This window comes from Microbacterium sp. CCNWLW41, from assembly GCF_037083505.1.
Map to the genome: position 1 here is coordinate 189,912 of NZ_JBAOJP010000001.1, position 12,885 is coordinate 202,796.

General features: G+C 72.2%; 9 protein-coding genes. 2 read left to right on the top strand and 7 right to left on the bottom strand.

Annotation, left to right across the window (positions count from 1 at the left end):
- Positions 1-17 precede the first annotated feature (17 nt).
- The 5 genes from V6R91_RS00745 to V6R91_RS00765 form a co-directional block, all read right to left on the bottom strand.
- A complete protein-coding gene (locus V6R91_RS00745; RefSeq protein ID WP_336393684.1) occupies positions 18-1,562 on the bottom strand; it encodes a M20/M25/M40 family metallo-hydrolase in 1,545 nt (514 codons plus the stop codon).
- 127 nt (positions 1,563-1,689) lie between these two features.
- Positions 1,690-2,577, bottom strand: a complete 888-nt coding sequence (gene panB, locus V6R91_RS00750) for a 3-methyl-2-oxobutanoate hydroxymethyltransferase (protein WP_336393685.1) — start codon at positions 2,575-2,577, stop codon at positions 1,690-1,692.
- Positions 2,574-3,443: a pantoate--beta-alanine ligase gene (gene panC, locus V6R91_RS00755; protein ID WP_336393686.1), complete on the bottom strand. Its 870-nt coding sequence runs from the start codon at positions 3,441-3,443 to the stop codon at positions 2,574-2,576. Before panC ends, panB begins: the two co-directional genes overlap by 4 nt.
- On the bottom strand, positions 3,440-4,195 hold the full coding sequence (locus V6R91_RS00760; protein WP_336393687.1) for a Rossmann-like and DUF2520 domain-containing protein: 756 nt from the start codon (positions 4,193-4,195) through the stop codon (positions 3,440-3,442). Before V6R91_RS00760 ends, panC begins: the two co-directional genes overlap by 4 nt.
- A gap of 87 nt (positions 4,196-4,282) precedes the next feature.
- Positions 4,283-6,634, bottom strand: coding sequence for an arylsulfatase (locus V6R91_RS00765; protein WP_336393688.1), 2,352 nt, complete (start codon positions 6,632-6,634; stop codon positions 4,283-4,285).
- 235 nt (positions 6,635-6,869) lie between these two features.
- On the opposite strand from V6R91_RS00765, the gene V6R91_RS00770 reads away from it, so the two are divergent.
- Complete coding sequence (locus tag V6R91_RS00770; protein ID WP_336393689.1) at positions 6,870-7,199, top strand: carboxymuconolactone decarboxylase family protein; 330 nt, start codon at positions 6,870-6,872, stop codon at positions 7,197-7,199.
- Positions 7,200-7,220: 21 nt separating this feature from the next.
- Here V6R91_RS00770 and V6R91_RS00775 read toward each other — a convergent pair whose 3' ends face one another.
- Positions 7,221-9,464, bottom strand: coding sequence for an AAA family ATPase (locus V6R91_RS00775; protein WP_336393690.1), 2,244 nt, complete (start codon positions 9,462-9,464; stop codon positions 7,221-7,223).
- Positions 9,465-9,700: 236 nt separating this feature from the next.
- Here V6R91_RS00775 and helR point away from each other — a divergent pair, with 236 nt between their 5' ends.
- Complete coding sequence (helR, locus tag V6R91_RS00780; protein WP_336393691.1) at positions 9,701-11,839, top strand: RNA polymerase recycling motor ATPase HelR; 2,139 nt, start codon at positions 9,701-9,703, stop codon at positions 11,837-11,839.
- 25 nt (positions 11,840-11,864) lie between these two features.
- On the opposite strand, the gene V6R91_RS00785 is transcribed toward helR, so the two are convergent.
- Positions 11,865-12,833, bottom strand: a complete 969-nt coding sequence (locus V6R91_RS00785; protein ID WP_336393692.1) for a squalene cyclase — start codon at positions 12,831-12,833, stop codon at positions 11,865-11,867.
- Positions 12,834-12,885: the final 52 nt, after the last annotated feature.

The following is a 12,885-nucleotide window of genomic DNA, read 5'->3' on the forward strand; positions in this document are numbered from 1 at the left end:
CCGTCCGGTCACCTCGTTCAGCGCAGCGCGCGGTGCCCCTTGTACTCGGGCGACCACTGGCCGAGCGCCTTGCCCTTGGCCGTGCCGTTGATCGCCGACTGCGTCTCGGCGAACGTGAGCGTCGCGTGGGCGGCGGCATCGGACATCTGCTCGAGCAGCGTGTCGCTGATGTTGGCGTAGGTGTCGCAGGCCTGGTGGTAGCACGGGTCGAACGCGACCCCCGCGGTGCCTCCGTACAACTCCACCTGCGCCGCCGACTTGAGGTCCTCGGCGCCCGAGAACAGGCCACCGGCCGGGATCCCGGCGCCGATGAAGGCGAAATAGTCGCTGCGCCCGTCGAACGCCGTCGGCTCCGTGTCGAGATCACGCGCGTCGAACCAGTCCTCGAATACGCTCTCGACGATGTCGGATCCGTTGGGGCCTGTCGTGCCGAACCCGTCGCCGTCGCCGTCGTAGATGAACCGGCCGCCGTTCGGCGACCCGAGCATGTCGAAATTGAGGTTGACGGCGTGCTGCTTGATCTCGGCCTTGCTCAGCTGCGACACGTAGTGGTTCGAGCCCTGGAGGCCGTCCTCCTCGCCGCCCCAGAACGCGAACCGGATCCGGTTCTCGGTGTCGATGCCGAGCGCATCGATCTGGAGGGCCATCTCCATCAGCGCCGCGATGCCCGAGCCGTTGTCGTTGATGCCCGGCCCTTCGGGCACGGAGTCGAGGTGCGCGCCCACGATGACCGTGCGATCGGTGCGCCCGGTCGGAGTGTCGGCCAGCAGGTTCGAGGTCTGGATCGTCGTCTCGGTGGTCACGACGTTGATCTCCATGACCAGCCCGCTCGTGGCGACCAGCGCTGCCCCGAGGTCGAACGAGGTGCTCACGACCGGCACGGGGTCGGCGGTCCAGTCCGCCGTGCTGAGGGTGCCGCCGAAGACGCCGAACCGGTCGTCGTTGGGGTTCTCGTTGCCCTGGTTGAACATGATGACGCCCACGGCGCCGGCGGCCACGGCGTTGACCGCCTTGACACTGAAGTCGCACGAGCCGCGCTGCAGGAGGGCGATCGAGCCGGCGACGAAGTTCGCGAAGTCGGCGCTCTCGCAGCCGCTGGTCGACGCGCGGTCGCCGCCGAGGTTCACGTCGACGGCCTGGACGGCGGCTTCCACCGTGCCGTCGCCCGAGTACTCGAACGGGTAGAACTCATCGATGAAGTCGTATGAGACGTCCGCCGGCGCGGTCTGCGTGAGCGTCGAGCCCTCGTAGTCGACCACGGTGTACTCGAAGGGCTGGACCGTCGTGAGATAGCCGGCTGACTCGAGGGTCGTCTTGACGTACGCGAGCGACGCGTCGTACCCGCTGGTGCCGGCTGCGCGGTTGCCGCCATTGGCATCCGCGATGCTCTGCAGCGCCGCCAGGTGGGACTTCAGCCCGTCGATGGTGATGGCGTCGGTCAGGGCCGTCGTGTCGATCACGGGGGCCGCCGTCGCGGGGGCGCCGACCGCGGCGACCGTCAGGCCGCCGGCGACGAGAGCGGACACGGCGATCGTGGCGCCGCGCCTGGTTCGATGATTCACTGCTGCTCCTAGGGTCTCGGGAGAGTGATGTTCCGACGTCGGGAGACGCCTGAGCGGGAACCTACTCGCCGCCGACCCCCGGGGGAAGAGCGGTGCCGCGCGCAGCGGGGGCGCCCGGCCGGCGAGCTCAGAGGGAGGTCTCGGAGTGATCGCTCGCGCGCGTCGCCGCGCCGAGCGCCTCGCGGGCTGCGGCGATCGCCGCATCGGTCGCGGAGTAGCCGTGCTCAGGCCCGGGGAACACGCCGCCGCGCACCTCCCGCGCGTACGCCGCCACGCCGGCGACCATGTCGGGCCCGATGGCGCCGTAGCGCTTGACGAAGGCGGCCGTCTTCCCCTCGGTGATGCCGAGCAGATCGTGGATGACGAGCACCTGGCCGTCGGCCGGCCCGGCGCCGATCCCGATCACCGGGATCCGCAGGGCCGGCAGCACGACGGCGGCGACGTCGGCAGGCACCGCCTCGATGACGAGCACCGCGGCTCCGGCCTCCTGGACGTCCAACGCCTCCCGCACGATGCGCGCCGCCGACTCCGCGGTGCGTCCCTGCGCGCGCAGCCCGCCGAGCGCCACGGCCGTCTGCGGGGTGAGCCCGACATGGGCGACCACGGGGATGCCCGCGTCGGCGATCGCCCGGATGCGGCTCAGCCGCGCCTCGCCGCCCCCCTCGAGCTTGACCGCGTCGGCGCCGGCCTCCTTGACGAAGCGCACCGCCGTGGTCACGGCCTGCTCGTCGGACACTTCCGTCGAGCCGAAGGGCAGATCGCACACGACGAACGCGGAGCGCACGCCGCGACGCACCGCGCCCGCGAGCACCAGCATCTCGTCGACGGTCACCGACACCGTGGAGTCGTGGCCGAGCACGACCTGCGCCCCGGAGTCGCCCACCAGCACCATGTCGACCTCGGCCTGCTCGGCGGTCCGCGCGGTCGGGAAGTCGTAGGCCGTGACCATGACGATCGGCTCGCGGCGTGCCTTCATCTCGTTGAGCCGCTGCAGCGTCACCGGGGCGCGCATCATGAACCTCCAGGAGCCGGGACGCCGCGGGGAGCGACGACGGTGTTGTCGATGAGTCGCGTGGCCCCCACGCGGCCCGCGACGGCCACGAGGACGGGGCCGCCCACGTGCGCGATCGGCGCGAAGGTGCCGGGGTCGACGAGCGCGACGTAGTCGGGACGGATTCCGGATGCCTCGAGCACGGCCTGCGCCCGCGACCGCAGAGCCTCGGCGTCCGTGACGCCCGCGGCCGCGGCATCCGTCACCTCCTGCAGGGCGCGCGGGATCGCCAGCGCCCGCGCGCGCTCTTCGGGCGAGAGACGGGTGTTGCGGCTCGATCGGGCAAGACCGTCGTGATCGCGCGACGTCGGGCACACCACCAGCGACACGGGGATGCCGAGGTCGGCGACGAGGCGGCGGATGACGGCGACCTGCTGGGCGTCCTTCGCGCCGAAGTAGGCGCGGTCGGGCAGCGCTGCCAGCAGCAGCTTGGTGACGACCGTCGCGACGCCGTCGAAGTGCGAGCGACCGCGCTGCGCCCCTTCGAGCGTCTCGGCGATCGGGCCGGTGACGCTGACGGTGGTGGCGAAGCCGGGCGGATACACCTCCGCGGCGTCGGGGGCGAACACCACATCGACACCCTCGGTTTCGGCGAGGGCGAGATCGGCCTCCTCGGTGCGCGGGTAAGCCGCCAGGTCGGTCTGCTCGTCGAACTGCGCCGGGTTGACGAAGATCGACATCACCACGGTGTCATCGGCGGATCTCGCCGCGCGCAGCAGCGTCGCGTGGCCCTCGTGCAGCGCTCCCATGGTCGGGACGAGCCCGATGCTCCCGTCGCGCCTTCCGCGCAGCGCGTCGCGGAGATCGGCCACCGTGCGCACGACGATCATGACGTCGCCCCTCGCAGCTCGCGCGCGGCAAGGTCCCTCGTCGCGGCGGTGAGCGCATCGAACAGCTCCGAGCGGGCGGGCAGCCTGTCGTGCACGGCCTCCCGCTGGCGGGACACGGTGCCCTCGTCGCCGCGGGCGATGGGCCCGGTGAGCGCGGCCGCGCCGTGAGATCGCCAGTTGTCCAGCGCGGCCTGCGCCAGCGGCACGAGGGCGTCGCGCGGAACGCCGGCTGTCGCGGCCAGCTCCTCGGCGAACACCTCGAGAGCGACGAGGAAATTCGACGCGATCGAGGCGGCCGCGTGGTACGCGGCGCGGTCGGCGTCGGCGATCTCGAACGCCGTCATGCCGATCGCCTCGGCGATCGCCCGCGCCCGCTCGAGCGCATGGGGCGTGGATCCTGCGACCGCCGCGGGGACGCCGGCGAACGAGGTCTCCCCCGCCACGGTCATGAGGGGGTGGATGCCGAGAGCCTCGTGCGGCGCCAGCGGCTCGAGGGTCGTGGCCCCGGAGAAGTGCCCGACGAGCCGTCCGGGTGCGACCAGCGCGGCCGCGGCGGCGATCTCGGCGTCCGGGACCGCCAGGAGCACGATGTCGGCGTCCGCCGCCGTCGCGCCACGGCCGAGGGGGCCGGTCACCTCGACGTCCGCCCCGCGCAACGCCGCCGCGACCGCACGGCCGACGCGTCCGTCGCCGATGACCGCGACGGCGCCGAGGCCGCCGGGGCGCGCGCGATCGGGGTCGAGGTCGGGCATCGTCGTCGTCTCCCGTCGTGCGGCGTCTGGATCGCGTTCCAAACTACCCCCGCGCGCACACCCCTCACGCCCGGCCGAGCGGCACCCCTACGTCTGCGGCGACGTCTGGTACGCGATGCGGACCTTGCCGATCTCCCCGTCGAACGCGAACGGCATCCGGTCGGCGTACGCCCTCGACACGGCGCCGCCGTACGCGCGCCCGATGTCGAGGCAGTCGTTCGCGGAGAAGAGCAGTGGGGCACTGATCGGGACCACGCCCGAGGCCACCGCTTCGCCGTCGACGCGCAGCGTCACCGAGAGAGGTCCTCCGGGCCTGGCCTCGACGTACGTCGTCTCGACCTCGATCGTCACGTCGCCGGCCGATACCGGTGCCGACGTGGCGATGGTGGTGCGCTGCACGAGGAACAGGTTGTACTCGAACGTCAGCACGCCGTCCGCGAAGAAGCAGGTGAGTCCGCCGCCCGCGCCGCCGAGCTTGTAGAGCACGCCGTTCGCCCGATCGGGCACCGACGCCTTGATCGTGACGATGTTGGGTGTGTTGCCGAGCGCCGGCGCACAGAACTCGGGCACGCGCACGGTGTCACCCGACATCTCCCACGAGGTGTAGGGCACGGTGATGCGGAACTCCGGGTGGTAGACCGGCACCCAGAGCCCGGCACCGACCGGGAGGACCTCGTTCCTGGCCGCCTCCATGGCGAAGAGCTCCTTGAGCTCGGCGAGCTTCTCGGGATGCTCGGCCGCGAGGTCGCGAGCCTGGCTCCAGTCCTCGTCGAGGTGATACAGCTCCCACGCGTCGTGGTCGGGTGTCCAGGCGGCGATACCGGGAGGGACGCCCGGCACCCACGGCAGCCGCGGGCCGGTCGCCGACGCGATCCATCCGTCGGAGTAGATCGAGCGGCTTCCCATGATCTCGAAATACTGCGTGCGGCGGCGGCCCTCGGCGGACGCATCGTCCACGGCATACGCGAAGCTGATCCCGTCGACCGGATCCTGGTGGATGCCGTTGACCGACTCGGGATGCGAGATGCCGAGGATCTCGTAGAGGGTCGGGGCCAGGTCGATGACGTGGTGGAACTGCGTGCGGGGCACCGGGTCGTGCTCGACACGGCCGGGCCACCTCAGGAACATCGGGTTGCGCGTGCCGCCGAGGTGCGAGGCCTGCAGCTTCATGCCCTGGTACGGACTGGAGCCTGCCCACGCCCACGCGGCGTGGTACTGGTTGTCGGTCGCCGGCGTGCCGAGGGCGTCCAGCCCGCCGAGCTCATCGAGTGCGGCGAGGTGCTGCTCGATCGTCGTGGGGATCATGTTCTGCGCGAGAAGCTCGCTGATCGTGCCGTTCTGCCCCTCGCCGGATGAGCCGTTGTCTCCCCAGATGTAGACGACGAGCGTGTTGTCGCCGTAGCCGAGGTCCTCCAGCGCGTCGATGACGCGGCCCGCCTGAACGTCGGCGTGCTCGCCGAAGCCGGCGCACACCTCCATCAGGCGCGCCTGGAAGGGCTTCTGATGATCGGGGATGTCATCCCAGCTCTGCAGGCTCTCCGGACGAGGGGTGAGCACCGCGTCGTCCGGCACCCAGCCGGCCGCCTTCGCGCCCTCCAGCGCCCGTTCGCGGTAGACGTCCCAGCCGTCGTCGAACGCGCCGCGGTACTTGTCGGACCACTCCTTCATGACGTGGTGCGGGCCGTGGATCGCCCCCGTCGCCCAATACATGAAGAACGGCTTGTCGGGCGTGAGCGCCTTGTGGTCGCGCAGCCACCCGATCGCATCGTCGGCGATGTCCTCACTGAGGTGGTAACCCTCCTCCGGCGTGCGGGGAGGCAGCACCGACGTGGTGTTGCGCACGAGGTTGGGCTCGTACTGCGAGGCCTCTCCGGCGAGGAAACCGTAGAAGTACTCGAAGCCGTATCCCGTGGGCCACCGGTCGTACGGGCCGGCGACGGTGGTCTCCTCGGCCGGGGTGTTGTGCCACTTGCCCCACGCACCCGTCGAGTAGCCGTAGTTGCGCAGCACCTCGGCAATCGTCGCGCTGCTCTTGGGGATGTGCCCCGAGTAGCCGTCCCAGTCGTTCGCGAGCTCGGCGATCTGACCCGACCCCACGCGGTGGTGGTTGCGGCCCGTGAGCAGCGACGCGCGCGTGGGCGAGCACATCGCCGTCGTGTGGAACCTGTTGAAGCCGACCCCTTCGCGGCGGATCCGGTCGAGGGTCGGCGTGGCCACGGCCCCGCCGAGGGGCTCGGGCAGGGCAGGTCCGGCGTCGTCGATGAGGATCACCAGGATGTTCGGTGCGTCCTCGCCGAGATGACGCGAGGGCGGCAGTGGCGAGTACGTGGACTCCGCCAGCGTGCGCCCCGCGACGCTTCCCGACGTCTTGGGCGGGAAGGGCAGCGTCCTGGCCGGCGGGAGGGGCGCGCCCACGATCGTCTGGTTCTCTTGCGTCATCGTCTTCTCCTGTCACGGCGCAGTCATCCCGCTCGACCGGCGCGCTGACGGGCAGCCGGCCGAGACCCCCGCGTCACGGTATCGAGCGGCATTCCGCCCCACATCACTCGGATCGCGTGAAGCCGATGGCGAAAGGGGCGCAGGCACCTGGTTCACATGATCTGCATGGTGCGCGCGATCGGCGCACATTGTGCACTTGGTCCAGTTGTCCGGGTTTCGGAGCGGAGGCGGGCAGGTGGACGATGTCGAACGGCTGCGACGCTTCTGCGTCGACGACCCGGCGCTGGAGAGCGAATCCGGGGCTCCGTGGTGGTCGGGAGCGCTCGACACCCGCACCGTGGCGCTCGTGCGGATGGGGGCGCTCATCGCGACCGACGCACCCGCCGCGTCCATCCGCTCCGCGGTCGACGACGCGGTGGCGGCGGGGGTCACGCTGCACGAGATCGTGGCGGTGCTCGAGGGGATGGTGAGCGTCGTGGGCCTGCCCCGGGTCGTCGCCGCCGCACCACGGATCGCCGCGGCGCTCGGCTACGGCGACGACCTCGTGCCCGAGCCGGCGCTCTGACCCTGCCGAGTCCGGCGCGCGTCAGCCGCCGAGGAGTCCCAGCGCGCTCGCCCTGTCGACCGCGCCGCCGCGCGTGGTGACCCCGAGCTTGCGATAGATCGACCCGACCTCCGAGCTGACGGTGTTCCGTGAGATGAAGAGGCGCTGCCCGATCTCGGCGATCGTCAGGTGCGTCTGCAGATACGGCAGGAGCCGCAGCTCGGCCGGCGTCAGGGGAACGGATCCGCCGGCGGCGGGCTCCGCCGCGAGCGCACTGCGCAGCTCCGCCACCTGCGCCGAGACCACGCCGACGTCCGGTCGCCTGCGCAGCAGGTCGTCGATCTCCTTGACGAGATGCCACGCCGCTGACCGGTCCCCGATCGCGACGTGGGCTTTCGCGAGCTGGATGCGTGCGCGGATCGAGAGGTACGGAAGCAGGTACGTGCACCCGATGCGCGCCCGCATGCCGCGGGAGAGCAGCCGCGCCCCCTCGTCGCGGTCGCCGTCGTGGATGGCCACGCGGGCCGCGACGGCCAGCGCCAGCGCTGTGGTCGGGTAGCCGTCCATGTGACTGGCGTCGATGGCGCCGACGCCGCGTTGCGCGTGATCCCGGGCGACTCCCCAGCGCCCGGCGTCGATCGCCAGCAGTGCGAGCTCCGGCTCGCTGAGGATCACGGTGTCGGGGTTGCCGGCCAGCGTGGCGACCTCGACGGCCTCGTCGAACGCGTCCTCCGCCCCCGCGAGGTCGCCGACGAGCAGGCGGGCAGATCCCCACAGGTGAAGGGCCTGATCGCGCCAGGGACTGGTCGTCGGCTCGTGCTGCACGGCGTAGGCGGCATCCGCCACGACCCGCTCGTGCCCGCGCTCGCACATCGCGGCACGCACCATGGCACGCGCGGACTCGAACGCCACGCGGTCGCCCTCGGGGAGGGAGTCCAGATCGAAGGCGTCGAGGATGCGCGCCCAGCGTTCGCCGGCGGACACTTCGCCGAGGAGGACCGCCGTCCACGTCATCGTCACCACCAGCGGCGGGTAGCTGCGGACCAGACTGTCGCCGAGCTCCGACAGCCACCGGCGGACCGTGGAGACCTGCCCCATCTGGTACATCGGCAGGCCGAGTTCGGCGATGCGTCCGGCCGCGCTCTCGATCTCGCCGGCGAGCAGCAGGTGCTCCACGGCCTGGACGGGCATGCGATGCTCCTCGTGCCAGGCGGCGGCCCGACGGTGCAGCTCGGCGACGGCCACCGCGCCCTCGGCGCGCTCGAGCTCGGTCTCGAGGAATTCGCGGAACAGGGCGTGGAAGCGGAACCACCCGCGGTGCCGGTCCATCCCGACGAGGAAGAGGTTGGCGTCCTCGAGGTCGCGCAGCCGTGCACGTGCGTCCTCGATGCCGAGCACGGCGTTGCACGAGGCCGCCGAGAGCTGTTCGAGCACGGCGGCCCGGCGCAGGAAGACCTGCGTGTCTTCGGGAAGGCGCGCGACGCACTCCCGATAGAGATAGTCCGCGACGAAGCGGTCGTCGCCGGTGATGGATGCCGCGTCGCCGCCCGACCGCGCCACCAGGGCGCACAGGAACAGGCCCGTCGGCCAGCCCTCGCAGCGCTCGACGATGGTGTGCAGGTCGGCGTCGTCGACGCCCGCCGCTCCGGCGTGCTCGAACACGGCGCGCGCGGCGGCGTGGTCCAGCGACAGGTCCGCCGCGGTGATCTCCCAGGCGTCGCCGGCCGCGCGGAGGCGTCCGATCAGCGACGGCTCCCGCCTGCTGGCGAGCACGACCTGGGATCCCGCGGGCACGCGCGCCAGGAGCACCTCCATCGCATCCTGGCAGTCGGGAGAGTCCGCCCAGTGCAGGTCGTCCACGAACAGGACGAAGGCGCTCGGCGCGCCCGCGAGCGCGCCGGCCAGCAGCGGTGCGGAGCGGCCCAGCGCCGCGGTGCCGACACCGCGCATCTCGGAGACGACGGATGCCGCGCCCGGTGAGAACGACGCCGAGGCCGACGCGATCACCGACAGCAGTGACGCCGGGTCGACATCGGTGCGGTCCAGCGAGACCCAGGCCACGCGGCGGTCGTCGGATGCCGCCCACTCCGCCAGGAGCGTGGACTTGCCGTAGCCGGCGGGGGCGGTGACCGAGACGACGCGGGCGCCGCTCGCGCGAGCACGCTCGATCAGGCCGCGCCGGCTGACCGCACCCGGGCGAGCAGGTGGCGGCTGGGTCTTGCTGCGCAGAAGCACAGCCTGCAGGTCAGGGCCCCCCAGCCCGGACTCACGGAGAATCTCCGTCACGTCCGTGATCCTACGGGCCCGCGAACCCTGCCACAAACACGCCGGTCACACCAGCGAATGCACCGACTGCGAAAGACCTCCAAGTCCCCGCCCTCGCGTCCCCGCCCCTCCCAGGATATCGGCGGGTGCGGGGCTTGCGGCAAGGCCCCCACGGGGGCGCATACTGTCGGTCGCGACGCGCTCCCTCCGCCACCCCTCCGCACCTCAGCGTCGCGCAGCAGCCAGGAGTCGATGCCGTGAACACCACCCGGACCAGCCCTTTCCTCCTTCCCGAACGTCTCGCCGCCAAGACCGACCCTGTGCTCATCGGCGACGACGAACGCCACTTCGCCGCGATCGCCGAGAGCATCGCCCAGTCCGTCGCCGCCATCGAGGAGCGCCTGGACGCGCTCCGTCGTCTGCCCGGCGGACGTGGGCAGGCGGCGCTCGAACGCGACCTCGAGATCCATCGCCTGTCCGCACGACTGCGCACGCTGCGCCGTTTCACGATCGACGCGTGCCTGGGGCGCATGGTTCCCGCTGACAGATCGGAGCCGGCCTACATCGGGCGGTTCGGGCTCACCGATCCCGCGGGCCGGCGCCTCCTGGTCGACTGGCGGACGCCGGCGGCCGAGCCGTTCTTCGCCGCGACCCATGCGCGGCCGATGGGCCTTGCGAGCCGCCGCCGGTACCGGTGGACGGGCCGCCGGGTGACCGACTACTGGGATGAGGTCTTCACCGCGGAGGGATTCGCGCACAGCGCGGCCCTCGATGATCAGTCGGCGTTCATCGCCAGCCTGGGCGCGAGCCGTTCGCCGCGCATGCGGGATGTGCTCGGCACGATCCAGGCCGACCAGGACGCGATCATCCGCGCCGGCTCGCGCGGCAGCCTCGTCGTCGACGGCGGGCCCGGTACGGGCAAGACCGTCGTCGCACTGCACCGGGCCGCCTACCTCGTGTACTCCGACCCGCACCTGGGCGGCGGACGCGGCGGCGTCCTCTTCGTCGGCCCCAGCCCCGCGTACCTCTCCTATGTCGAAGACGTCCTCCCCGGTCTCGGCGAGGAGAGCGTGCGAACCTGCACGGTGCGCGACCTCGTGGCCGAGGGGGCAGCGGCCCCGCCCGAGGCCGACCCGCGCGTCGCCCGCCTGAAGGCCGACGCGCGCATGATCGACGCGATCGAGCCCGCCGTGCGCCTTTACGAGGAGCCGCCCCTCAAGGGCCTGCTCGTCGAGACGCCGTGGGCGGAGCTGCGGCTCGCTCCCGACGACTGGGCGGAGGCGTTCGCATCCGCCGAGCCCGGCGTGCCGCACAACGAAGCGCGCGACCAGGTCTGGGAGAGGGTGCTCGACATCCTCACCGACCAGGTCGACGGCGAGGAGGTGCCGCTGCACCAGCTGCGACGGGCTCTCGCACGCCACGACGACCTGACCAGCGCCTTCGCGCGAGCGTGGCCGCTCGTGGAGGCATCCGTCGTCGTCTCCGACCTGTGGACGGTGCCCGCCTACCTGCGCCGGTGCGCACCGTGGCTCACCCCCGAGGAGGTCCACCTCCTGCAGCGCGCGGAGCCGGCCGCGTGGACGGCATCGGACCTGCCGCTGCTGGATGCCGCGCGGCGGCGCCTCGGCGACCCGGACGCATCCCGCCGACGGCGACGGCGCGAGGCGAGGCTCGCGCAGGAGCGCGAGTACATGGCGCAGGTCGTCGAGCGGCTGAAGGAGGCCGGCGACGAGCTGATGCAGTGGCTGGACGGAGACGACCTGCGCAACAGCCTCGTCGACGAGTCCGTGCTCGACGCGGTCGAACCCGACGTGCTGGCAGGCCCGTTCGCGCACATCGTCGTCGACGAAGCGCAGGAGCTCGCCGATGCGGAATGGCGGATGCTGCTGGCCCGCTGCCCGTCGCGCAGCTTCACCGTCGTCGGCGACCGCGCGCAGGCACGCCACGGCTTCCACGAGTCCTGGCAGGAGCGTCTGCGGCGCGTCGGGCTGACCGAGGTGTCGATCGCGTCGCTCACGATCAACTACCGCACGCCGAGCGAGGTGATGGCCGAGGCCGAGCCGGTGATCCGCGCAGCCGTCCCGGACGCCAACGTGCCGACGTCGATCCGGTCGAGCGGCATCCCGGTGCTGCGCGCGCCGGTGTCGCGGCGCGACGCGATCGTCGGGGAGTGGCTGGCCACCCACCCCGACGGCACGGCCGCGGTGATCGGCGACGCCGCATTCCCGCCGCAGGATCGCGTGCGATCGCTCACCGCCGAGGGGGCGAAGGGCCTCGAGTTCGACCTCGTGGTGATGGTCGCGCCGTCGACCTGGGGGGTCGGCGTCGAGGGCGCCGTCGACCGCTACGTCGCCATGACGCGCGCGACCGGCCGCCTGGCGGTGCTGGAGGAGTGACGGGGCGCCGGCCGTCGGGGCAGCGTCAGGTCGCCTCGTCCCACCACCGCAGCACGCGGGTGCCGATCAGGGTGAGCCAGCGCGACGGCTCGCCCTCGGCGACGTCGACGGAGAACCAGGTGCGACCGGGCAGCGGTGTCGTCTGCAGCCACGTGCCATCGGGCTGACGCGCCGCCCGCACGAGGGCGACCGCGTCGGCCAGCCTCGGGTCGGGCCGGCCGCCCTCGAGCAGCGCGACCTCGCGGAAGTGGTCGAGCGCCGCCAGGGCGCTGTAGCGGTGGCGGTTCGGGTACACGAATCGGCTGACGAAGTCGCCGACGACCTCGCCGGTCGACGCACGGAGCATGAGGCGCCGGGACAGCAGGTACTCCTCGCCGCCGTGGCGGGCGTCGCGCATGCCGGCGTCGCCGGTGATCCGCTCGTAGGCGAGGATGCCGCGGGCGGCGTTCAGCGTCGAGTGGAACGAGGAGCGCACCGAGTCGCCCTCTTCGGCCTCGCAGTTCCAGCCGCCGTCGGCCAGGCGATGCTCCGGGAACCAGGCGACGAGCCGGGAGACGTCCGCTCCGAGCCACGCACCGGCGGCGAGCGTGTAGGAGTTGATGCAGACGTCGACCTCGCCGCCCCAGTACGGCAGGTCCTCGTACTCCCAGCGGCTGTTGACCGCCAGCTTCTCCGCGGTTCCGGCGAGCGCCCGGGCGTCCAGGCCCCACTCGCGCAGGTCCTTCAGCACCCACGTGGTGGCCGTCCAGGGCTGGCCGGGCTCGTCGGCCTCGGCGCTTCCGAAGAAGCCCGCCGGGAAGAACGCCCCTCCCGCCCATTGGCCGTCGTCGCCCTGCAGCGCCAGCAGCCGCGCGCCGAAGCCCTCGGTCGCAACGCGCGACCGCGTCGCCTGCCACACCTCCGGCGGGGCGCCGGCGAGGTCGCGCTCGACCTGCCAGCGCAGGGCGGGGTCGGAATCGAGGAGCCACTCGAGCACGCGCTGATCCGTGGTCATGACGGCAGAGTACCCACGCGGTCCGACGTTCACCGGGCTGCGGCATCCGTCC

Coding starts and splice junctions, on each gene's coding strand:
- V6R91_RS00765 (WP_336393688.1), bottom strand. CDS start 6,634: ATGACGCAAGAGAACCAGACGATCGTGGGCGCGCCCCTCCCGCCGGCC.
- panB (WP_336393685.1), bottom strand. CDS start 2,577: ATGATGCGCGCCCCGGTGACGCTGCAGCGGCTCAACGAGATGAAGGCA.
- V6R91_RS00785 (WP_336393692.1), bottom strand. CDS start 12,833: ATGACCACGGATCAGCGCGTGCTCGAGTGGCTCCTCGATTCCGACCCC.
- V6R91_RS00760 (WP_336393687.1), bottom strand. CDS start 4,195: ATGCCCGACCTCGACCCCGATCGCGCGCGCCCCGGCGGCCTCGGCGCC.
- panC (WP_336393686.1), bottom strand. CDS start 3,443: ATGATCGTCGTGCGCACGGTGGCCGATCTCCGCGACGCGCTGCGCGGA.